The following is a 21,245-nucleotide window of genomic DNA, read 5'->3' as shown; positions in this document are numbered from 1 at the left end:
TATTAGAAGATTATTACATTTGTGACTTAATTATTAAATTATCAATTTTCAAACATACTATTATGAGCATACCAGCAAATTTAAAGTACACAAAAGATCATGAATGGGTTAGCATCGAAGGCGATGTTGCGACTGTAGGAATTACTCATTTTGCACAAAAAGAGTTAGGGGATATTGTGTATGTTGAGGTAGAAACTTTAGATCAGACATTAGATAAAGACGAAGTTTTTGGAACAGTTGAAGCTGTTAAAACAGTTTCAGATTTATTTTTGCCTTTGACAGGTGAAATTATTGCTTTCAATGATAGTTTAGAAAGTGCTCCAGAAACTGTTAACTCTGATCCTTATGGAGCAGGATGGATGATCAAAATAAAAATTGCTGACGCTTCAGAAATTGATTCGTTATTGTCTGATGCAGCTTACAAACAACTTATCGGTGCCTAAACAACTTCTTTTAATTTGGGCGATTATTTGTTCAGGTATCATTACTTATTTTTGTTTGACGAATTCAAGTAATATACCGGCAATAGATTTTCCAAGTGTAGATAAAATCGTTCATTTTTGCTTTCATTTCGGATTTACAATTTCATGGATTCTGTTTTTCAAAAAAGAATTGAAAGGTCAGCATGCAAACGATTATAAAGCATATTTGATTTCATTTATATTTTCAGTTTTCTTTGGAATTACAATCGAGATTCTTCAAGGTGTTTTAACAACTACAAGAACTCCAGATGTAACTGATGTCCTTGCAAATACCATCGGAGCAACCGCCGGAGTATTTTCCGCTATAGGATTTAGGAAACTGATTGATAAAATAATAGGAATATAATTACCCACTTCGGTGGGTTTTTTATTATCATAAAATGAAGCCTTATAAATAGTGCTTTTTTTTGAATTTAAAATGTATTTTTGTGCCGATCTGACGAAATTGGAAAATCATGAACATTAAGCAATACCTTGATTCAACGTATCTTAAAACTGCTTCGCAAGCTGGACTTTCTGAAGTAGAAAATAATATTGTTGTAAAAAATGCAATTGAAGAAGCGATTGCAGAAGGTTTTAAGTTAATTATGATTCGGCCGGAACATGTCAGCTTGGCAAAAAAAATGATTTTGAAAGCGAATTCGCCTTTGCTTGTTGGTACTGTTATTGATTTTCCCGAAGGCAAATCAGATTTGGAAACGAAAATTAAAGAAGCAAATCAAGCAATTGAAAACGGAGCAGATGATTTGGATTTTGTCTGTAATTATCAAGCTTTCAAAAATGGTGAAATTGCATTAGTTAAAAATGAAATTTTAATAGGTACTCAAATTGGATTAGCACATAATAAAACCGTAAAATGGATTATTGAAACAGCAGCCTTGACTGATAAAGAAATTATTCAACTTTCGGCTTTGATAAAAAATGTTGTGATTTCTAATTTTAAAGAGGAGAATTACGCATCAGTATTTGTAAAATCATCTACAGGTTTTTTCAAAACGGAAAATGATTTGCCAAATGGAGCGACTGTTCCAGTGATAATTATAATGTTAGAAAATGCATCGCCACTGCCGGTTAAGGCGGCGGGAGGTGTTCGATCATATGAAGACGCAATAGAAATGATTCGTTTAGGAGTTAAACGAATCGGAACTTCGGCAGCAAAAGCAATTGCTGGCGGAGAGAATACCACAAATCAATATTAAATGAAAACCAAAACCTACTTAATGAATAAAAGCGCCCTGACTTTTATTTTAATGCTAACTTCTTTAATTGCTTTTGCACAAGAAAATAATGCTTCCTCAGTTAAATCTGGATTGACAAGTGAACAATTTCCTGTTTTTCAGAATTGCGAAAATTTGATTGATAAAAAATTAGAAAACTGCTTTTACAAAGAAGTTCAGGATTTTGTTTTTCAAAATTTTGAAGTTCCGGAAAATTTAAAGCAAAATAATTATAAAGGAGAAGTTAAAGTACTTTTTGAAGTAGATGCGACTGGTGTTTTTAAGGTGATTTATGTAAATACGGCAAATGAAGATTTGTCTAATGAAGCGAAACGTGTTTTTGGTAAGTTTCCAACAATTAAGCCGTCAACTTATAATGGAAAGCCTACTTATTCAAAATATACCATCACAATTAATATACCGTTAAAAAGTGCGGATCAATTGGCAGCAGAAGTAGCGGCGGCAGCGCAGATTTTAAAACCAACTGAGAAACCTATGACGGAATTGGACAGTATTGTTTATAAAAAATACAATAATCCAGAGTTCGAAAGCCATTTAAATATTCCGTTTTCTCATAGTTATTACGCACAGTTTGACGGTGCAATGAATCAGGTTGGAAGTAATAGTCATACATCTTCAAAGCCATATACTTATGCTGAGGTTTCAAAATATTATAATTTGAAAGCGGTAAACGAGTCACTACAAAAGAAAACTTCAACATGGCTTGGAAGAAAATGGTGGAATGAAAATTTGGTGCAGATTCAGGGAGAAGATTACTGGCTGGCTTTAAATCCGATTGTTGATTTGCAGATGGGAAAAGCTTCAGATCTTGATGCTTCTTATACCTATGTTAATACACGTGCTTTAAATTTTAGAGGAGGTTTAGGGAAACAAATAAATTTTACAACAACAATTTTTGAAAGTCAAGGCCGATTTGCCGGATATTTTAATGATTATGCTGAATCATTAAAACCATCTGGAGGAAATCCGGCAATTATTCCTGGAGTTGGAATTGCAAAACGTTTTAAAACAGATGCGTACGATTTTCCTTTGGCAGAAGCAAATATTACCTATACGCCCTATAAATTTTTCGATCTTCAGCTAGGTTACGGAAGAAATTTTATAGGTGATGGTTATCGTTCATTGATTGAAAGCGACGGAGCGAGCCCATATCCGTATTTTAAAATTAATACTACTTTCTGGAAAATAAAATATACGAATACTTATATGTGGCTGAAAGATGTTCGACCAGAAGTTACAGTTGATAAAACATACGCTACAAAGTTTATGGCGAATCACTATCTAAGCTGGAATGTTTCAAACAGACTGAATTTAGGTTTCTTTGAGTCTGTTGTCTGGACAGACACCAATAATAGAGGATTTGATGTTAATTTTGTGAATCCGATTATTTTTTATCGTACCGTTGAATTTACTTCTTCTTCAAGAAGTGGAAATGCGATGTTGGGTATTACTGGAAAATATAAATGGAATAACAGTATAAATTTATATTCTCAGTTTTTAATCGATGAATTTTCAGTTTCAGATGTAAAGGCGGGCGATAAAAGCTGGAAAAATAAATTTGGTTTTCAAATAGGAGGGAAATATTATAATGCATTCAATGTAAAAGATCTTTTATTGCAAGTCGAGTACAATCATGTTCGTCCTTATGTGTATTCACATAGTGCCGTAATTACAAATTATGGGCACAATAATCAAAGTCTTGGTCATCAATGGGGTGGGAATTTCAATGAATTAGTTGTAATTGGACGTTATCATAAAGGACGTATTTTTGGCGATGCAAAATTTACTGTTGGGACAAGAGGTCTTGATTTTAATACCACTAAAGATACTTATAATTATGGTGGTGACATTTATAAAAGTTATGATGTAAAACGTCCTTATGACAAAGGAGTAAAAGTAGGTCAGGGAAATAAAACAGATGTTTTTATTGCAGACATCCAGGGAGGTTATCTGATAAACCCAATGACTAATCTGAAATTGTTTGGAAGTTTTATTTACAGAAACTTTGATCCAACTCAGGATACGGCTACAACTTTTAAGCAAAGTACAACTTGGTTTAGTATCGGATTACGTTCAGATATTTTTAATTGGTATTTCGATTACTAGGATTTTTATAAGATTTTTCGAAATAATTGTGTTAAAGATTTGCAAGTCCTTATTTTGTAAAGGTTTTATTGAAAAAAATCTAAATTTATAGTTCTGTATTCTACAATCTAATTTGTACATTTGCACCACTCAAAAAAAATATACAAACAATAGAGGTTTGAACGCTACTAAAAATACAATTTCACTAAAATCAATATTTCTGGATTTCAAAGAGATTACAAAGGCTGGTTTGGCTATCAGTGTTTTGTTTTCTTCTATTGCCGGATATTTATTAGGTGTAAATGCCGAACATCCTTTTAAATGGAGTGTTTTGCTTGTTTTGTCAATTGGCGGTTACTGTATGGTTGGTGCTTCAAATGCATTTAATCAGGTGATTGAAAAAGACATAGATGCTTTAATGGACAGAACAAAAAATCGTCCTGTTCCTTCTGGACGTATGTCTCCAAAAATGGCTTTATTTGTAGCAAGTTTGTTGACTATTATCGGAATCAGCTTGCTTTATACCATTAATGCCAAGTCAGCAATGTTTGCGGCAATCTCGATATTTTTATACACAAGTATTTATACACCACTAAAAACAGTTACTTCGTTATCTGTATTTGTTGGCGCTTTTCCAGGTGCAATACCATTTATGCTAGGATGGGTTGCTGCTACAGGCGAATTCGGAATTGAAGCAGGAACTTTGTTTTTAATTCAGTTTTTCTGGCAATTTCCTCATTTTTGGGCAATTGGCTGGTTTTTGTATGAAGATTATGAAAAAGCAGGAATCTTTATGCTTCCAACAGGGAAAAAAGATAAAGGCACCGCTTTGCAGGTTATTTTATATACAATTTGGCTTTTAATAGCTTCATTACTTCCGGTTTTGGGGTATACAGGACAATTGTTTATTTCTCCAATTGCAGCGGTGTTAGTGTTTTTATTAGGATTGTGGATGCTTTTTTATGCAGTAAAATTGTATCAGTTGAGAACGGCAAAGTCGGCAAGAACTTTAATGCTGGTGAGTGTTTCATACATTTCACTATTGCAGATTGTATTTATAGTAGATAAATTTTTAAGATAGTTATGGAAATGACAATTAAAGCAAGTGATGAACAATTAAGAAAATCAAAATCGGCAAAGCTGATTTTGTTATTCGCCATGGTAAGTATGACCATGATGTTTGCAGGACTTACAAGCGCATTTGTAGTTAGTAAATCAAGAGCTGACTGGTTGAAGGATTTTCAATTGCCAACAGCATTTTATTATAGTACAGCAGTAATTATTGGCTGTAGCATTACATTTTATTTAGCAAAAAAAGCCATTCAGAAAGATAATAGAAGCGCTGTTACAGGATTGCTTTTAGGAACTTTAGCTTTAGGGGTTTTATTTGTTGTATTGCAATTTCAGGGATTTGGACAAATCGTTGAAAAAGGATATTATTTTACAGGACAAGGTAGCTCAATTACTACAACTTTTCTTTATGTTGTTACTGTAACACACCTATTGCACTTAGCGGGCGGATTAATTTCACTTTTAATTATAATTTATAATCATTTTAAACAAAAATACAATTCGACTCAAACTCTTGGTATAGAACTAGGTGCGATGTATTGGCACTTTTTGGATTTATTATGGGTATATTTATTTTTATTTTTATATTTCTTTAAATAAGAAAAAAACGTAAATTTGGGAACTTTTTAACGAATATCTTTTATGGAAGCGACAGTTACTACTGCAAATAACAACGAAAAAACTTGGGGAGGCGGAGAGGATATCCAGCCATTAGGAGCGAGTTATGGTAAAATGATGATGTGGTTTTTTATCGTATCAGATGCCTTGACATTCTCTGGATTTCTTGCTGCTTATGGTTTTTCTAGATTTAAATTTATTGAAACTTGGCCATTGGCTGATGAAGTGTTTACACACTTCCCATTTTTACATGGCGTTTCGGCTCCTATGTATTATGTAGCCTTAATGACTTTTATTTTGATTTTCTCATCTGTAACAATGGTTTTAGCTGTTGATGCTGGTCACCAATTGAAAAAAACAAAGGTTGCAATCTATATGTTCTTAACTATTATTGGAGGTTTAATTTTCGTTGGTTCTCAAGCTTGGGAATGGAAAAACTTCATTAAAGGAGAATATGGCGCAGTAGAAACAGCAGGTGGAAGTTTATTGCAGTTTGTTGATAAAGAAGGTAAAAGAGTTGCTCTTGAGGAGTTTGCTGTAAAATTGCCAGAGCAAAGAGAAGCTTTAACAAGAAGCCATTCAACTTGGTTTATGGAAGATGCTGAAACGCAGGCTACATACACAGTTGCTGAAGTACAAGCTGGATTTAAAGCACACCCTGAATTGTTGATTAGAACAGAACAGATTATTGAAAATAACGGGAAAAAGAGTAAAAAAGTTCTGACTAGAGCAGAAGCTGAAACTCGTTTAGCAACTGCAAAATATGTAGTAGAAGGCGCAAACCTTACCAGAAACGAATACGGAAGTAAATTGTTTGCTGATTTCTTCTTCTTCATCACTGGATTCCACGGATTCCACGTGTTTTCTGGAGTTATCATTAATATCATTATTTTCTTTAATGTATTATTAGGAACTTACGAGAAAAGAAGAAGCTACGAAATGGTAGAGAAAGTTGGATTATACTGGCACTTTGTCGATTTAGTTTGGGTATTCGTATTTACAGTTTTCTACTTAGTTTAATTTTAGATTTTAATTATTATGTCACACGAGCACGTATCAAATACAAAAAGAATCTGGTTTGTTTTTGCATTACTATCAGCAGTAACTACGGTAGAAGTTATACTTGGTATTTATAAGCCAGCATTTTTAGAGGGTAATCACTTTGTAGGTTTGAATCTATTAAACTGGGTATTTTATATTCTTACATTGTACAAAGCATATTATATTGTATGGGCATTTATGCACATGGAAGGTGAAAAAAGCAGCCTTAGATGGTCTGTCGTATCGCCAGTTATTTTCCTAGTTTTATATTTATTGTTTATTCTTTTGACAGAAGGACATTATATTTATGGGGTTTTTAAAGATTCTACTATTAAATGGAATTTTTAACATGATATTAATTCGAAAAGAAGCTCCGATTAACGGAGCTTTTTTTATTTTTGTACCTCAATATTTTTCCGCATAAACAATGAAAAAAAATATAGTTCTCTTTGTACTTTTTGTTCTGCCTATTGTAGCTTATTTGTTTTTTGCTTCTGGTGTAAATAGTTTTACAACTCTTCCTGTAATAACACCTAAAGTAGCCGACTTTGGAAATTGGAATTCATTAAACGGGAAGAAAATCTCTCTTAATAAAAAAATTACTGTACTTGGTTTTGGAGGTACAAATATTTTAGAAAACCGAGGTAATTATTTTAATTTAAATGAAAAAATCTACAAGCGTTATAACGGTTTTGAAGATCTTCAGTTTGTAATTCTGTGTCCCCTTGGAACTGAAAAAGAAGCTCAAAAAATAGTTGATGCTTTATCTCCCTTTACAGATGTTAAAAATTGGAATTTTGTATTTGCTTCAAATGAAGAAATTCTAAAGTTTTACGATGGACTTCATTTAAAAGAAAAACTAAATAAGAACCTTGAAACTCCAAATGTTTATATTGTTGATAAAGAAAGAAATCTTAGAGGAAGAAAAGATAAAAAGGAATACAAAGAAGGATACAATACTTTTCATCCTTCTGAGTTGAGCAACGAAATGCTAGATGATTTTAAAATCATTTTATATGAATATCGCGCGGCTCTTAAAAAGAACCACAATGCCACTAAACAACTTTAATTTTTACCTACATGTTTAAAAATAAATCATATATCGGGATTTCGTTTGTCATTTTGATTTTCGGAATTTATGCAGTGCCCAAAATTGTTGACAGAATTCAAAACGGCGAAGTTGTAAAAGGGAATCGTCTAGATAATGTTGGTTTGAAAGGCGCAAAAGATTCGGCTAAATTATTAACCATTGGACCAGCTCCTAAATTTGAATTGACAAATCAGGATGGTGCAAAAGTTTCAAATGAAACTTATAAAGGAAAGGTTTATGTTTTGGAATTTTTCTTTACTACTTGTCCTTCAATTTGTCCAAAGATGAATTTAAGTATGCTGGAAATTGAGAAAACATTCTTTGGAAATCCTAATTTCGGAATTGTTTCAATTACAATAGATCCTGGTCATGATACGCCTGCGGTTTTAAAAGATCACGCAAAGTTATTAGGTGTTAAATCATCAAATTGGAATTTCTTAACAGGAGACAAGGCAACGATTATGGATTTGTCTAACAAAGGTTTTAATCTATATGCAGGAGAAAATGATAAAGTGAATGGAGGTTTTGAACATTCAGGTTTATTTGCTTTAATTGATAAAGATGGTAAAATTAGATGCAGAAAAGATGAGTTTGGAAATCCTATTTTGTATTACGATGGTTTAGATAAAAAAGGTGTTAGAGAAATTCAAGAGGATATTAAAGTATTATTAGAAGAATAAAATGGAAGATAATTCAATAGAAAAAAAATACAATAAATTTATTATTGCGGTTTCAATTGTAATACCGGTTGTAGTTGCAATTTTATTTGGTGTAAAACTAAAAGATTTTGGATATAATGTTGAACCATTATCTATGTTGCCTCCGGTTTATGCGACAATAAATGGTATAACAGCGGTTGTACTTGTTGCGGCTGTAATGGCTATTAAAAATGGAAAACGTTTATTGCACGAACGTTTAATGACTTTTGCTATTGCTTTGTCTGTTGCTTTTTTGGTAATGTATGTTGCGTATCATATGACAGCAGATTCTACTAAATATGGTGGAGAAGGCGTTTTGCGTTACGTTTATTTCTTTATTTTGATTACTCATATTTTATTGTCGATTGCTATTATTCCTCTTGTATTAATTACATATGTTCGAGGATTAGCACAGCGTTTCGACAAGCATAAAAAAATAGCTAAAATAACTTTTCCGCTTTGGTTATATGTTGCGGTTACAGGTGTTGTAGTTTACTTAATGATTTCTCCATACTATGTACACTAATAAAAAAAATAGGTTTCAAGTTTCAAGTTTCAGGTTTCAAACTTTGTTTTTTGGAATTTGCTTCTTCTTAATTGGAATTTCGGCAAATGCGCAATGTGCAATGTGTCGCGCAGCACTAGCGGGAGATTCAAACACAAAAAAAGCGGAGGCTGTAAATGACGGAATTGTATATTTAATGGTTATTCCGTATTTGCTAGTAGGTATAATTGGTGTTCTGATTTATAGAATGTATCAATCTAAAAAGAAGAAAGCAGTCTAAATTTAGACTGCTTTTTTTATTTTAATCCATTAACAGAAACATTAACTGTTCCATTTATTTTGATAAAAGCGATAATCGCCTGATTTGTCAATTGAATTTTATCAAACTGAATATCGTCCATTTTTCCATTTACAAAAACTCCTGGCATTGGCGAATAGTTTTTAAGATACGAAGCCATGCTTTTTTTACCTTCCTCCAAATTTGGCTGGATTGAGTAACGGCAACTTGCTTCCATTTTTCTTAAAATATAACCTTGTCCCAGCCAGCTTGCGGTTCTCATTAATTTGCTTTTGGTATCTAAAACATAATCCAGTTTGTCAAAATAGATTTCTTTTGTCTGAGGGTTATATTGTGGAAATCCATTTAGATATAATGTTCCATTTATTGATCCTAAAACATCTAGCGCAATTACCATTTTTCCGTCTTTATGCCAAATAGAAACATTTTTTACAGTTACTTTTTTGCTTCCTGATCCAAATTCTTGATCTGCAAAATTTTTCGTCATTATTTTGGAAGCATCCGCATAGGTTGAAATTGCTGCAATATTAGCACTAACTTGATTAGGGATTTTAACGACTGGTTTCAAAACAATTTTATTGGCATTGAATTTTGATTCGGGTTGTTTGCCAACAATGGTTTCCATATTGCATTTCATCCCCATGTCTAGTAAAAAGGAATCGTTTTTGAGTTTTGCGTTCGTTGAATAAACTTCAATTGGAGCGATTCTTAACCAGCTTTCATACGTGTCGCTCATTTGAAATGGCGTACAAATTTTTTCTAGCGCAGTTAAAACATTCGGTTTAAAATCCATCGATTTTTCAATTGATTCGTCGATTTTCTTTTCGATTTTTGATTTGAAAATAGAAATTGCTGGATTTATCAAATAAGTAATCGGTATACTTTTTCCAAAAACCATCATAGTTGGACTTTCGTTCCAGTCCAGTGATTTGAATTCTGTTTTTGTATTTAATTTCCAATTGGTGAGCGCAACATCGCTCGATAATGTGATAACCCCGTTTAAATTAAATTCGCGTGTGTCATATAGATCAACGCCTAGTTTTTTAGTTCCAATTCTGTATTTGACCGTTGCTTTTAAAGGCAGAATTGTTTTGATTTTTTTATCGGGATTTGAAGGATCATTCTGAATTTTTATTGGTGCCTGCTTCCAAACTTTCATTTCAATATCATCATCCTCGATATTATTGTCTTCATAAATTAACCCGTTTAGAAGCGTGTTGGTTTGATTTTCAATATCAGTCAGTTTTACCGTTATCGGCAAATTGATAAAAGATGGATTTGCATCATATACCAAAGGACTTGCATCGTCTGGCTCAGGTTTTAAAGTTTCTAATTTTTGAGATGTAGAACAGCTGGCAAGGAATGCAGTTGCTGTAAATAGAGCGAAAATTGAAGTAAACTTCATCATTACATTTTTTTTGAATGATACAAAATTAAGAAAACAATTAAATAATTGTAAAAAAGTGTAACAATTACAAAAGTGCGCCGTCTTATTTAAATATTAAAATAAAAATTATTAACGTTTTGTTATCATAATTTACTTATAAAAAATATTATTATTGTTTTAAAAAATTAACAATACCATGATTGAAATCAAAGATTTGCATAAATCCTATAAAATGGGAAGTTCAGAACTGCATGTGTTAAAAGGTATTAATTTTAATATTGAAGAAGGTGAGCTTGTGGCTATCATGGGATCTTCAGGATCTGGTAAATCGACGCTTCTTAATATATTAGGAATTTTAGATGAGGCTGATTCTGGAAGTTATACTTTAGATAAAACGCCAATTAAAAAACTGAACGAAACTATAGCTTCTAAATATCGTAATAAATTTTTAGGGTTTGTTTTTCAGTCTTTTAACTTAATCAATTATAAAAGTGCACTTGATAATGTGGCTATGCCGTTGTATTATCAGGGAATAAAAAGAAAAGAGCGTTATGACATTGCTATGAAATATTTGGAGAAAGTTGGTTTGGGTTCCCATTCGCACCACTTGCCAAATGAGCTTTCAGGAGGTCAGAAACAGCGTGTCGCAATCGCAAGAGCATTAGCCTCAAACCCAAAAGTATTACTTGCTGATGAGCCTACAGGAGCTTTGGATACTAAAACTTCTTATGAAGTTATGGAACTTATTCAAGGAATTAACGATGAAGGTAAAACTATTTTGATCGTTACACACGAACCTGATATTGCCGCTATGTGCAAGAGAAATGTGGTCCTGAAAGACGGATTAATTATCGATGATAAAAAAGTAGAACAAGTTAGAGCTTCATCTTATGTTTAATATTGAGCGTTGGCAAGAAATATTTGAAGCAATCTCCAAAAACCGGCTGCGTACATTTTTGACCGGAGTTTCAGTGGCGTCTGGAATTTTTATTTTGGTGATTTTGCTTGGAGCGGGAAAAGGTCTTCAAAATGGTATTGAAAAACAATTTGAACGCGATGCCGCTGGAATTATAGAGGTTTGGTCAGGTACAACTACAAAGGAGTACAAAGGGCTTAACCCTGGAAGACAAGTCCAGTTTAGAAATAGTGATTATAATCAATCCGTTCAAAAATTTGAAGATAAACTGGATTTAAGGGCCTCAACACAAAATTATTGGGGAGCACAGTTCGCTTACGGCAAAGAAAATGGAAATTATCAATACAGAGGTGTCAATCCTGATTATGGTCAGGTTGAAAATCTTGTGATTGTTCAAGGGCGATATGTTAATAGTAAAGACTTAGAAAACAATGAAAAAGTAGCTACTATTGGTATGAAAATCAAAACCGATTTGTTTAAAGATCAGGATGCGCTTGGAAAAGAAATACAAATCAATAATATCAATTTTAAAGTAATAGGCGTTTTTACAGATCCTGGAGGAGAAAGAGAAGAAGCAAGAGCTTATTTACCGTTGACTACAGTACAAAGGGCCTTTGGAGCAGGTGACAAAATTAGCAATATGTTTTTTACATTGAAAAAGACAAATGACTATGATGAAGCGCTGGCACAATCTGAAAAATTTACTCAGGATTTGAAAGATTTACTTAAAAGTAAAAATATGGTCGCACCAGATGATGATAGCGGAATTGGTGCATATAATTCAGTAAAAGATGCTAAGCAATTTTATGATTTGAATTTATACATCAGATTGTTTTTTTGGTGGGTTGGTATTTGTACGATTATAGCGGGAGTTGTTGGTGTAAGTAACATTATGCTGATCATCGTAAAAGAAAGAACGAAAGAAATTGGAATTCGAAAAGCGTTAGGCGCATCGCCATTTTCTATTATTACAATGATACTTCATGAATCTATATTTATTACCACAATTGCTGGTTTTGTTGGATTATTAGCAAGTTTATTGTTGTTGGAATTAGTTGGGCCAATGGTACAGAGCGAATATTTCAGAAATCCTGAAGTCGATTTTAGCGTAGCATTGACAACACTTGTTTTACTTGTATTCGCTGGTGCAATGGCTGGTTTTTTTCCGGCATACAGAGCAGCTAAAATTAAACCTATTGTAGCACTTAGAGACGAATAATTATGTTTAAGAAAGATAATTGGGACGAGATTTTACAGGCCTTGACGGCAAACCCTTTCAGAACAATTCTGACGGCTTTTGGTGTTTTTTGGGGAATTTTCATTTTGGTGATTTTGCTTGCGGCTGGAAATGGTCTTGAAAACGGAATTAAAAAAGGTTTTGATGGAATTGCAACAAATACCATGTTTATGTGGAGCCAAACAACATCAAAAGCATATAAAGGTTTGCCAAAAACACGACGTTATGATTTTAGAAATAGTGATGTTACGGCACTAAAAGCTGCTTTGCCAGATTTGTTATATGTTTCGCCAAGAAATCAATTAGGAGATTTTAATGGAACAAATAATGTTGTGCGAGGTACAAAAACATCTGCATTTACCATTTATGGAGATTATCCGGAGCTGATTAAACAACAGCCAATGGATATTATAAAAGGCAGATTTGTAAATCAACAGGATATTGAAGGTAGAAGAAAAGTCTGCGTAATTGGTAAGGGAGTAATCAGCGAACTTTATGGTAAAGAGGAAGAAGCTATTGGAACTTATATCAAAATCAACGGAATAAACTTTATGGTTGTTGGAGTGTATAAATCCAAGCAACAAGGAGGAAATGCAGAACAGGAACAAAAAAATATTTTTATCCCGTTTACTACTTTCCAGCAAGCTTTTAATTACGGAGATAAAGTGGGGTGGATGGCGCTTACTGCAAAGGATGAAACGTCTATTACTGATTTAAAACCAAAAATTCTGGAAATTATTAAAGCATTGCATTCGATAAATCCTGCAGATGATAGAGCGGTGGGTAATTTTGATTTATACGAACAGTTTAATAAAGTGCAGAGCTTGTTTAATATCTTGAAAATCATTGCTTATTTTGTTGGAACTCTGGTTCTGATTTCGGGAGTAATCGGAATTTCGAATATTATGCTTATTGTAGTTAAAGAACGTACAAAAGAAATTGGAATTCGAAGAGCTTTAGGAGCAACTCCTGCAGCAATTCGCGGACAAATTTTATCAGAATCTATCTTTTTGACTATTATTTCAGGAATGTTAGGAATAGCAGTCGCCACCGGAATTATAGCCATTTTAAACATGATTCTGGATTCCATGCCGCCAGATAGTAATACTATGTTTGCTAGTCCAAGCGTAGATTTAGGAGTTGTATTTGTTGCCTTATTAATATTAGTGGGTTCAGGTTTGCTTGCCGGATTTATTCCAGCACAAACCGCAATTAATGTGAAGCCTGTAGACGCTTTACGAACAGAATAAATTATCAATCAAAATATAATCGATTAAACCAAAAACAAAATGAAAAAAGGAGTAACCGTAACCATTTTAATCTTTATTGCAATAGTTTTCTTTGGTGCACTTTATTATTTGTATGCTAAAAATCAAGAGTCGCCAATAGTCTTTCAAACAGAAAAGGCAGAGATTAAAACGATCGTAAAAAATACCATTGCAACGGGTAATATTCAGCCTGATGAAGAGGTCCTAATCAAACCAAATATCTCAGGAATTATTGAAGAAGTATATATCAAAGCTGGTGAAAAAATTAAGGCCGGAGATATGATTGCTAAAATTAGAGTTGTTGCCAATGTTTCAAACGTAAGCAGTACTCAAAATCAAGTACAGACTGCAAAAATCGCATTAGACAATCAGGAAAAAATCTATCAAAGACAAAAAACGCTTTTTGATAAAGATGTAATTTCTGCAAATGACTTTGATGCAGCCCAGGTGGCTTATAAACAAGCCAAACAAAATTATTTGGCTGCAAAACAAAGTTTAGATATTGTTAAAACAGGGACAACAACATCTTTAGGAACTTATGCAAATACATTAATTCGTTCGACAGTTAACGGAATGGTGTTGCAGGTACCAGTAAAGGTTGGAAATCAAGTTATTGAAAGTAATAATTTTAATGAAGGAACAACAATTGCCAGTGTTGCTGACGTTGGAAGAATGATTTTCATTGGAAAAATTGATGAATCTGAAGTAGGTAAAATAAAAGAAAAAATGCCTATTGAGATTACAGTTGGTGCAATTGAAAATAAAAAATTCGATGCAGTTTTGACAGATATTGCGCCGAAGGGTGTTGTAGAAAATGGCGCTATTCAGTTTGAAATTAAAGCAAAATTAGAAAATAAAGGAGATACTTTTATCAGGGCTGGCTTAAGTGCAAACGCATCGATTATCTTAGAAAAAGCTGACAAAGTATTGGCTATTAAAGAATCGCTTGTGCAGTTTGACAAGAAAACTCAAAAACCTTATGTAGAAATTGAAACTGCTCCGCAAAAATTTCAAAGAAGAGATTTAGTATTAGGAGTTAGTGATGGAATTTATGTTCAAGTTAAAAGCGGTGTAAAAGATTCAGATAAAATCAAAATCTGGAATCAGGGCTTGATCAACGAAGGGGACAAGGAGAAAAAATAATTTGATTATTTAAAAGAGTTTTTGGGTTTTTAAAATGTTAAATTTGCATAGCTTTTTTGCCGTGCTTCATTCAAGATATATGAAAATAAATAAAATAAATAGTTTAGTTTTTGCCATGCTTTTCGGATTTGCAGCATCAGGTCAGGCGCAGACAAAACAATGGACATTAGAGGAATGTGTAAGATATGCATTGGACAATAATATTACTATTAAAGTTTCGGAATTAGATGTTGAAAATGCTGAAATAAATAAAAAGGATGCTTTTGGAAGATATCTTCCGTCAGTAAACGGAAATGCATCGCATTCATGGAATATTGGTTTGAACCAGGATGTGACTACAGGAGTTTTGCGTAATCAAACAACTCAATATTCATCTGTAGGTTTAAATGCTGGGGTTGATATTTACAAAGGTCTGCAAAACCAAAATACATACAGACGAACAAAACTTGCTATTATTGCATCTCAATATCAATTATTGAAAATGCAGGAAGATATTTCATTGAATGTAGCGAATGCTTTTCTTCAGATTTTGGGTTATAAAGAAGATCTAAAAATCAAAACAGAACAGCTTTCTATCGATGAAAAACGTTTAAAACGTTCTGAAGAAATGGTTAGTGCAGGAACTATTCCTCGCGGTGATTTATTTGATCTGAAAGCAACTATTGCAACAGATAAGCAAAATATTGCAGTTTCAGAAAATAATTTATTGATTTCAAAATTAAGTCTAGCACAACTTTTACAGCTTAAGGAATTTGCCGATTTTGATGTTGTAGATGATACAAATGCAAAAGATGAAAATAATATCATGGCGCAAAATCCAGTTGATATTTATAATAAGGCAAAGGAAACTAGAACTGAGTTAAAACTGGCACAAACCAATCTTGAAATTGCCGAAAAAAATGTAGCAATCGCTAAAGGGGCTTATCAACCAACTCTTACTGGTTTTTATGGCTTTAACACAAGAGCAAGTTATAGTGATCAAGTAAAATTTGACGATCAAAATCAGCCTTATACTACAGGGCCAGATCCAATATTCCAACAATTTAGCGACAATAAAGGACATAATTTTGGTCTGCAATTGAATGTTCCAATTTTCAATGGATTCTCAGTTAGAAACAATGTTGAACGAAATAAAGTAAGTTTAGAGAAATCTAAAATAGATTTAGAACAAAAAAGTTTAGATTTGCAACGTAACGTGTATACTGCGTTTACAAATGCAAAAGCTGCGTTAAATACCTATGAAGCTGCAACTGTAACTTTAGAGGCAAGACAACAGGCTTACAATTATGCGAAAGAAAAGTATGATGTAGGATTGATGAATTCATTTGATTTTACGCAGGCTCAAACATTATTAACAAATGCACAATCTGATGTTATTAGAACCAAATACGATTATATATTTAAAATAAAAATTCTCGAATTCTATTTTGGAATTCCAATTGTTCCAATTCCTGCAAAATAATTTACTTATGTCAAAAAAAACAATTTATTTCTTAGTTGGGGGTGCAATTATTATAATTGGTACTTTAATAGTTCTGTCGAAAAAGGGAGTTATAGGAAATAAGGATGAAGGAAAAGAAGTAGAAATCTCAAAAGTTGAATCTTCAACAATTGTTGAAACGGTTTCAGCAACTGGAAAAATTCAGCCTGAAATTGAAGTAAAAATCGCTTCAATGGTTTCGGGTGAAATTATAGCGCTAAATGTAAAAGAAGGCCAAGTTGTTAAAAAAGGAGATTTATTAGTAAAGATAAATCCTGATTTGTACACCTCAGGCTTAGAACGTTCTGTTGCAAATTTAGCAGGAACTAAAGCAGGTTTGACACAGTCTGATGCCAGTTTTAGAGAGGCTAAAGCAAATTATGAGCGTAACAAAACCTTGTATGATAAAGGAGTAATTTCAAAATCAGACTGGGACAAAGCCGTTTCAGCTTATGAGGTGGCGAAAGCAACAAAACAAAGTTCGTATTATAATGTTCAAAGTGCCACAGCATCTGTTACTGAAGCTCGAGACAATTTAGGGCGTACTACTATTTATTCTCCTGCAGATGGTACCATTTCGGTATTAAATGTTGAATTAGGAGAGCGTGTTTTAGGAACACAGCAAATGGCAGGAACTGAACTTTTGAGAGTTGCCAATTTAAATAATATGGAAGTTGAAGTTGATGTCAACGAAAATGATATTGTAAAAATTAAAATTGGAGACGAAGCAAATGTTGAAGTAGATGCTTATCTGAAAAAGAAATTCAAAGGTATAGTAACCAGTATTTCAAATTCGGCAAGTACGGCTTTGACTTCAGATCAGGTTACTAACTTTAAGGTTAAAGTTCGAATTTTAAAGGATTCTTATAAAGAGTTATTAGAAGGAAAACCTGCAGCTTATTCGCCTTTCAGACCTGGAATGACGGCTACGGTTGATATCATCACAACAACTAAAACGAATGTTCTGGCAGTGCCAATTAGTTCTGTCGTTGTAAAATCTGATACAACAGCTGTAAAAGATTTTAAAGTTGAAGATCCAAATGAAGATAAAAAAGCAGCGCCAAAAAGCGATAAAAAATACGAATGTGTTTTTGTGAAAGTAGGCGATAAAGCTAAAATCAGAATCATTAAAACCGGAATTCAGGATGACACTAATATTGAAGTAATGTCTGGATTAAAACCCGGTGATGTAGTAATTACAGGCCCTTATACAACCGTTTCTAAAGATTTGAATTCTGGCGACAAAGTGAAACTTAAAAAAGCAGAAACACCTAAGAAATAAGTTGCTATGATTATTGCATTGCATGGCGGATTTTCGATAGAAATGCTTTATGGGTTCGGCGCCGCATTAATAACTATTGCAGTATTTCTTATTTACATGCATTATCGTGTATATAGATCAGAATATTATAATGAAGAATACGTTTATTTTTCATCATGGAAAAAGTTGTTCTTGTATATAGGTTTTTTGATTGTCAGTTTATTCATTGCAGTTGCATTGTTTTGGATATTGTCATTCATTTTTATCGGGATAGCTGTCGCAGTTCGTAAATAATTTTAATTTAAAAAAATAAATATTTTGTCTTTTATTCTCAATATCGAAACAGCAACTAAAAATTGTTCAGTATCAATTGCAAAAAATGGAGAAACCATCTTATGTAAAGAAATAGCTGAAGAAGGATATTCGCATGCCGAAAAGCTTCATGTTTTTATTGAGGAAATAATAGAAGAATCAAATATCTCGGTTCAGGATTTAGCAGCAATTGCTGTAAGTCAAGGGCCAGGTTCTTATACAGGATTACGAATTGGAGTTTCTGCAGCAAAAGGATTATGTTATGCTTTAAATATTCCATTGATAGCTGTCGATACACTAGAAACTTTGGCTTCAAAAGTATCTGTTTCAGAAGGGAAAATTATTCCGATGCTTGATGCGAGAAGAATGGAAGTGTACAGCGAAATTTTTACTGCTGATCTAAAAGTAGAGAGAGCTATTCAGGCAGAAATTATTTCCGAAGATTCTTTTGCGGAATATAATGAGCTGCTTTATTTTGTCGGCGATTGTGCTGATAAATGTAAGCCAGTTTTGACAAAAGAAAACTTTATTTTTTTAGAGGAAATCAAATACCCTTCAGCACGCGAAATGAGTAAAATCAGTTACGATAAATATCAAAAAAGCGACAATGTTGATGTCGCTTATTTTGAGCCTTATTATTTAAAAGACTTTATGATGACAATGCCATCAAAAAAACAATAATTCTATTTATTTTTGAATTGTAAACGGCTGAACAGAAATTCCTGCTTCGTCTAAAGCGATTTTGCAATTCTCTAAAGTTTCAGAAAAAACAGCACCGTAATTAGCATTTTTTGCCCAAGGACGCACTGCAAAATCAACAGAACTTGCTGATAGGTTTTTTACAAAAACCTCTGGCGCTGGTGTTTTAAGGACTTTTGGGTTTTTATTTAAAACATCCAAAAGTATATCTTTTGCTTTTTTGATGTCTGAATCGTAAGAGATTGAAAAAGTCAAATCGGCTCGTCTTTCTCCCTGCATTGAATAATTTATAATCGTGCCGTTTGATAAAGCGCCATTTGGAATAAAAACAGTTTGATTGTTTCCAGTTAGCATTTTAGTTACAAAAATCTGAATTTCTAATACTGTTGCAATTACGCCTTGTGCTTCGATTGTATCCCCCACCTTAAAAGGTTTGAAAACAATAATTAGCATTCCTCCGGCAAAATTTGAAAGTGAACCCTGAAGTGATAAGCCCACTGCAAGACCCATGGCTCCTAAAATAGTAACAAATGATGTAGTTGGAATTCCGAGATTTGAAATAAAGGTTACAAATAATAAAATTCTTAGTGCCCATAATAAAATATCAGCGAGAAATTTAGTCAGTGTTGGATCTAAATTTCGTTTCACCATTATTCTTCTGATCGATCTGTTTATTAATCTGATGGCGTATAAACCAACAAATAAAACAATAAGGGCTGAGACTAATTTTGGGGCATAATCTACTAATACTCTTATTAATGCGTTGGCGTAACTGCTTAATTGTTCCGGGCTCATATTTGTGTTTTTAAGAATAAAAAAACCTTCTCAAAAGAGAAGGTGAAATATTTTGCAAATATAAAGAATATTTATTTTTATAAGAAAAGAATGCACTTTTATTCCTTGTCAGCCTCTTCAATTGCTGGCTCGCTTATGTCAACAACAGTTTCAGAAGCGATTGTTCTCGTATCATCAGCAACTTCAGCGGTTTTCTCTTTTACAGTTTCAATAACATCGCTTATGGCGTCTGATGCTTTCTCAGCATATTCGCTTACAACTTCTTTAGCCTGATGCGCATATTCTGTAGCAGATTCGATTATCGGTTCTGATGCTTCTTTTGCTTTTGCAATGGTTTCTTCTGCAAAAGTTTCAGCTTTTTCAATGTATGGAGCGGCAGCTTCTTTAGCTTGCTCAAAAGTACTTTCGGCATTATTTGCCAATTCGGTTACAGATTCTTTGGTAGAGCCAAATAAATTCTTGAAAAAAGATGATAATCCCATAGTTTTATATTGATTGGTTAAGAATACAATATTAAACTTTTTTGCAGAATAAAAATGTTCTTGTGTGGATAATTTATTGAAAGTAAGATTACTATAAGGTTAAATAAAAAAACGTCCGCATAATGCGGACGTTTTTTTATGTCTGTAATTTGGATTAAGCATTCAAAGCTTCAACTGTAATTGCTTCATCATTCAGCATGCTTTTCAACATATTTTCGATACCGCTTTTTAAAGTAAAAGTCGATGACGGACAACCGCTACAAGCACCTTGCAAAATTACTTTTACAGTTTTGTTATCTTCATTATAAGAATCAAAAGCAATGTTTCCACCATCAGCCGCAACTGCTGGTTTTACGTATTCTTCCAAAATATTGATGATTTGCTGAGAAGTAACGTCTAATTTGTCAAATGCTTCATCTTTTGAAGCTTCATTTTTAGTTTTAGTTTCAATCAAACTTTCATCTAAAACAGTCCCTCCGTTTTCAATAAATTGTTTGATAAAAGTTCTCAATTCTAAAGTAATTTCATCCCAGTTATTGATTTCATATTTAGTTACCGAAATGTAATTTTCATCGATAAAAACTTCTTTTACGTAAGGGAATTTAAATAATTCCTGTGCCAGTGGAGAAGATGCAGTTTGATCAATGTTTTTATATTCAACCGCATTTCTGGTCAACATTCTGCTTACTACAAATTTTAAAGCTGCTGGATTTGGAGTTGTTTCTCCATAAACCGTAATAGGCTGTTTTTTAGGAGTGTTTTCGTCAATAGTAATGATAACGCCACCTTTATCAACAAAGGCTTCAATTTGTTCTGCTACAGCGTCTTTTACATCGTCCCACTCCACAATGCTGAATCGTTCAATAGCGATGAAGTTTCCTGATATATATACGGTTTTTACAAACGGAAGATAAAATAATTGTTGTGCAAGAGGTGAAGATTTTGCTTCGTCAATGTTTTTGAACTCGAAATTTTGATTTTGAGTAATAAAATCATCAAACTCAAATTTAAGAATAGTTGGATTTTGTGTTTCCTTTATAGTGATTTTTGTCATGGTCATATATTTTTTGCAAATTTAGTAAAGTTATTTTCTACTAATACCTATATTTGGTTTTTTAATAAAATAATTAAGACTCTTT

The 21,245-nt window shown here is 33.0% G+C and carries 24 protein-coding genes; 20 read left to right on the top strand and 4 right to left on the bottom strand.

The window, feature by feature from the left end; all coding sequences use genetic code 11:
- Positions 1–62: 62 nt before the first annotated feature.
- From gcvH to ACWA1B_RS15590, 12 genes are all read left to right on the top strand, one after another.
- Positions 63–443: a glycine cleavage system protein GcvH gene (gcvH, locus tag ACWA1B_RS15645; protein ID WP_035651485.1), complete on the top strand. Its 381-nt coding sequence runs from the start codon at positions 63–65 to the stop codon at positions 441–443.
- Positions 436–828 carry a VanZ family protein gene (locus tag ACWA1B_RS15640; RefSeq protein WP_456908451.1) on the top strand — a complete coding sequence of 131 codons (393 nt, stop codon included), beginning with the start codon at positions 436–438 and terminating at the stop codon, positions 826–828. Before gcvH ends, ACWA1B_RS15640 begins: the two co-directional genes overlap by 8 nt.
- Positions 829–937: 109 nt before the next feature.
- The gene (gene deoC, locus ACWA1B_RS15635; protein WP_456908449.1) at positions 938–1,681 is read left to right on the top strand and encodes a deoxyribose-phosphate aldolase; all 744 of its coding nucleotides are present in this window, start codon (positions 938–940) and stop codon (positions 1,679–1,681) included.
- A gap of 21 nt (positions 1,682–1,702) precedes the next feature.
- Positions 1,703–3,826 carry an energy transducer TonB gene (locus tag ACWA1B_RS15630; RefSeq protein WP_456908447.1) on the top strand — a complete coding sequence of 708 codons (2,124 nt, stop codon included), beginning with the start codon at positions 1,703–1,705 and terminating at the stop codon, positions 3,824–3,826.
- Positions 3,827–3,983: 157 nt separating this feature from the next.
- Positions 3,984–4,886, top strand: a complete 903-nt coding sequence (gene cyoE, locus ACWA1B_RS15625; protein WP_456908445.1) for a heme o synthase — start codon at positions 3,984–3,986, stop codon at positions 4,884–4,886.
- A gap of 2 nt (positions 4,887–4,888) precedes the next feature.
- Positions 4,889–5,476: a cytochrome c oxidase subunit 3 gene (locus ACWA1B_RS15620; protein WP_456908443.1), complete on the top strand. Its 588-nt coding sequence runs from the start codon at positions 4,889–4,891 to the stop codon at positions 5,474–5,476.
- A gap of 42 nt (positions 5,477–5,518) precedes the next feature.
- Entirely contained in the window at positions 5,519–6,514 is a 996-nt protein-coding gene (locus ACWA1B_RS15615; protein WP_456908441.1) for a cytochrome c oxidase subunit 3, read from the top strand.
- Positions 6,515–6,532: 18 nt separating this feature from the next.
- Positions 6,533–6,883 (top strand): cytochrome C oxidase subunit IV family protein, encoded by a 351-nt coding sequence (locus tag ACWA1B_RS15610; protein ID WP_308100381.1) that lies wholly within the window; start codon positions 6,533–6,535, stop codon positions 6,881–6,883.
- 79 nt (positions 6,884–6,962) lie between these two features.
- The gene (locus ACWA1B_RS15605; RefSeq protein ID WP_456908439.1) at positions 6,963–7,604 is read left to right on the top strand and encodes a hypothetical protein; all 642 of its coding nucleotides are present in this window, start codon (positions 6,963–6,965) and stop codon (positions 7,602–7,604) included.
- A gap of 11 nt (positions 7,605–7,615) precedes the next feature.
- Positions 7,616–8,305, top strand: coding sequence for an SCO family protein (locus ACWA1B_RS15600; RefSeq protein ID WP_456908437.1), 690 nt, complete (start codon positions 7,616–7,618; stop codon positions 8,303–8,305).
- 1 nt (position 8,306) lies between these two features.
- Positions 8,307–8,849, top strand: a complete 543-nt coding sequence (locus ACWA1B_RS15595; protein WP_456908435.1) for a DUF420 domain-containing protein — start codon at positions 8,307–8,309, stop codon at positions 8,847–8,849.
- A complete protein-coding gene (locus ACWA1B_RS15590) occupies positions 8,839–9,108 on the top strand; it encodes a hypothetical protein (RefSeq protein WP_456908433.1) in 270 nt (89 codons plus the stop codon). Before ACWA1B_RS15595 ends, ACWA1B_RS15590 begins: the two co-directional genes overlap by 11 nt.
- A 16-nt stretch (positions 9,109–9,124) precedes the next feature.
- On the opposite strand, the gene ACWA1B_RS15585 is transcribed toward ACWA1B_RS15590, so the two are convergent.
- The gene (locus ACWA1B_RS15585; protein WP_456908431.1) at positions 9,125–10,534 is read right to left on the bottom strand and encodes a DUF4403 family protein; all 1,410 of its coding nucleotides are present in this window, start codon (positions 10,532–10,534) and stop codon (positions 9,125–9,127) included.
- Between the two features lie 175 nt (positions 10,535–10,709).
- Here ACWA1B_RS15585 and ACWA1B_RS15580 point away from each other — a divergent pair, with 175 nt between their 5' ends.
- The 8 genes from ACWA1B_RS15580 (at position 10,710) to tsaB (ending at position 18,811) form a co-directional block, all read left to right on the top strand.
- Complete coding sequence (locus ACWA1B_RS15580; RefSeq protein WP_035651510.1) at positions 10,710–11,411, top strand: ABC transporter ATP-binding protein; 702 nt, start codon at positions 10,710–10,712, stop codon at positions 11,409–11,411.
- Positions 11,404–12,648, top strand: coding sequence for an ABC transporter permease (locus ACWA1B_RS15575; protein ID WP_456908429.1), 1,245 nt, complete (start codon positions 11,404–11,406; stop codon positions 12,646–12,648). Before ACWA1B_RS15580 ends, ACWA1B_RS15575 begins: the two co-directional genes overlap by 8 nt.
- Before the next feature lie 2 nt (positions 12,649–12,650).
- Positions 12,651–13,916: an ABC transporter permease gene (locus tag ACWA1B_RS15570; protein WP_426486395.1), complete on the top strand. Its 1,266-nt coding sequence runs from the start codon at positions 12,651–12,653 to the stop codon at positions 13,914–13,916.
- Between the two features lie 39 nt (positions 13,917–13,955).
- Positions 13,956–15,077 (top strand): efflux RND transporter periplasmic adaptor subunit, encoded by a 1,122-nt coding sequence (locus ACWA1B_RS15565; RefSeq protein ID WP_456908427.1) that lies wholly within the window; start codon positions 13,956–13,958, stop codon positions 15,075–15,077.
- 79 nt (positions 15,078–15,156) lie between these two features.
- Positions 15,157–16,539: a TolC family protein gene (locus ACWA1B_RS15560; RefSeq protein WP_456908425.1), complete on the top strand. Its 1,383-nt coding sequence runs from the start codon at positions 15,157–15,159 to the stop codon at positions 16,537–16,539.
- 7 nt (positions 16,540–16,546) lie between these two features.
- Positions 16,547–17,839 (top strand): efflux RND transporter periplasmic adaptor subunit, encoded by a 1,293-nt coding sequence (locus ACWA1B_RS15555; protein WP_426486393.1) that lies wholly within the window; start codon positions 16,547–16,549, stop codon positions 17,837–17,839.
- Between the two features lie 6 nt (positions 17,840–17,845).
- Complete coding sequence (locus ACWA1B_RS15550; protein WP_142450415.1) at positions 17,846–18,112, top strand: hypothetical protein; 267 nt, start codon at positions 17,846–17,848, stop codon at positions 18,110–18,112.
- Positions 18,113–18,136: 24 nt separating this feature from the next.
- Complete coding sequence (gene tsaB / locus ACWA1B_RS15545; protein ID WP_456908423.1) at positions 18,137–18,811, top strand: tRNA (adenosine(37)-N6)-threonylcarbamoyltransferase complex dimerization subunit type 1 TsaB; 675 nt, start codon at positions 18,137–18,139, stop codon at positions 18,809–18,811.
- A 6-nt stretch (positions 18,812–18,817) separates the two neighbouring features.
- On the opposite strand, the gene ACWA1B_RS15540 is transcribed toward tsaB, so the two are convergent.
- From ACWA1B_RS15540 to ACWA1B_RS15530, 3 genes are all read right to left on the bottom strand, one after another.
- Positions 18,818–19,624: a mechanosensitive ion channel family protein gene (locus ACWA1B_RS15540; protein ID WP_456908421.1), complete on the bottom strand. Its 807-nt coding sequence runs from the start codon at positions 19,622–19,624 to the stop codon at positions 18,818–18,820.
- Between the two features lie 98 nt (positions 19,625–19,722).
- Entirely contained in the window at positions 19,723–20,106 is a 384-nt protein-coding gene (locus ACWA1B_RS15535) for a YtxH domain-containing protein (protein WP_456908419.1), read from the bottom strand.
- A 154-nt stretch (positions 20,107–20,260) separates the two neighbouring features.
- Positions 20,261–21,160: a NifU family protein gene (locus ACWA1B_RS15530; protein ID WP_456908417.1), complete on the bottom strand. Its 900-nt coding sequence runs from the start codon at positions 21,158–21,160 to the stop codon at positions 20,261–20,263.
- Between the last annotated feature and the right edge of the window lie 85 nt (positions 21,161–21,245).

It is taken from the genome of Flavobacterium xizangense (assembly GCF_054075145.1).
The sequence above is the reverse complement of the archived record's forward strand: the minus strand, read 5'-3'. Positions and strand labels throughout refer to the sequence as shown.

Excerpts from the sequence above, each read along its gene's own strand:
- gcvH (WP_035651485.1), top strand. The coding sequence starts at position 63 with ATGAGCATACCAGCAAATTTAAAGTACACAAAAGATCATGAATGGGTT.
- deoC (WP_456908449.1), top strand. The coding sequence starts at position 938 with ATGAACATTAAGCAATACCTTGATTCAACGTATCTTAAAACTGCTTCG.
- ACWA1B_RS15630 (WP_456908447.1), top strand. The coding sequence starts at position 1,703 with ATGAATAAAAGCGCCCTGACTTTTATTTTAATGCTAACTTCTTTAATT.
- ACWA1B_RS15620 (WP_456908443.1), top strand. The coding sequence starts at position 4,889 with ATGGAAATGACAATTAAAGCAAGTGATGAACAATTAAGAAAATCAAAA.
- ACWA1B_RS15615 (WP_456908441.1), top strand. The coding sequence starts at position 5,519 with ATGGAAGCGACAGTTACTACTGCAAATAACAACGAAAAAACTTGGGGA.
- ACWA1B_RS15610 (WP_308100381.1), top strand. The coding sequence starts at position 6,533 with ATGTCACACGAGCACGTATCAAATACAAAAAGAATCTGGTTTGTTTTT.
- ACWA1B_RS15605 (WP_456908439.1), top strand. The coding sequence starts at position 6,963 with ATGAAAAAAAATATAGTTCTCTTTGTACTTTTTGTTCTGCCTATTGTA.
- ACWA1B_RS15600 (WP_456908437.1), top strand. The coding sequence starts at position 7,616 with ATGTTTAAAAATAAATCATATATCGGGATTTCGTTTGTCATTTTGATT.
- ACWA1B_RS15595 (WP_456908435.1), top strand. The coding sequence starts at position 8,307 with ATGGAAGATAATTCAATAGAAAAAAAATACAATAAATTTATTATTGCG.
- ACWA1B_RS15590 (WP_456908433.1), top strand. The coding sequence starts at position 8,839 with ATGTACACTAATAAAAAAAATAGGTTTCAAGTTTCAAGTTTCAGGTTT.
- ACWA1B_RS15585 (WP_456908431.1), bottom strand. The coding sequence starts at position 10,534 with ATGATGAAGTTTACTTCAATTTTCGCTCTATTTACAGCAACTGCATTC.
- ACWA1B_RS15580 (WP_035651510.1), top strand. The coding sequence starts at position 10,710 with ATGATTGAAATCAAAGATTTGCATAAATCCTATAAAATGGGAAGTTCA.
- ACWA1B_RS15575 (WP_456908429.1), top strand. The coding sequence starts at position 11,404 with ATGTTTAATATTGAGCGTTGGCAAGAAATATTTGAAGCAATCTCCAAA.
- ACWA1B_RS15570 (WP_426486395.1), top strand. The coding sequence starts at position 12,651 with ATGTTTAAGAAAGATAATTGGGACGAGATTTTACAGGCCTTGACGGCA.
- ACWA1B_RS15565 (WP_456908427.1), top strand. The coding sequence starts at position 13,956 with ATGAAAAAAGGAGTAACCGTAACCATTTTAATCTTTATTGCAATAGTT.
- ACWA1B_RS15560 (WP_456908425.1), top strand. The coding sequence starts at position 15,157 with ATGAAAATAAATAAAATAAATAGTTTAGTTTTTGCCATGCTTTTCGGA.
- ACWA1B_RS15555 (WP_426486393.1), top strand. The coding sequence starts at position 16,547 with ATGTCAAAAAAAACAATTTATTTCTTAGTTGGGGGTGCAATTATTATA.
- ACWA1B_RS15550 (WP_142450415.1), top strand. The coding sequence starts at position 17,846 with ATGATTATTGCATTGCATGGCGGATTTTCGATAGAAATGCTTTATGGG.
- ACWA1B_RS15540 (WP_456908421.1), bottom strand. The coding sequence starts at position 19,624 with ATGAGCCCGGAACAATTAAGCAGTTACGCCAACGCATTAATAAGAGTA.
- ACWA1B_RS15535 (WP_456908419.1), bottom strand. The coding sequence starts at position 20,106 with ATGGGATTATCATCTTTTTTCAAGAATTTATTTGGCTCTACCAAAGAA.
- ACWA1B_RS15530 (WP_456908417.1), bottom strand. The coding sequence starts at position 21,160 with ATGACAAAAATCACTATAAAGGAAACACAAAATCCAACTATTCTTAAA.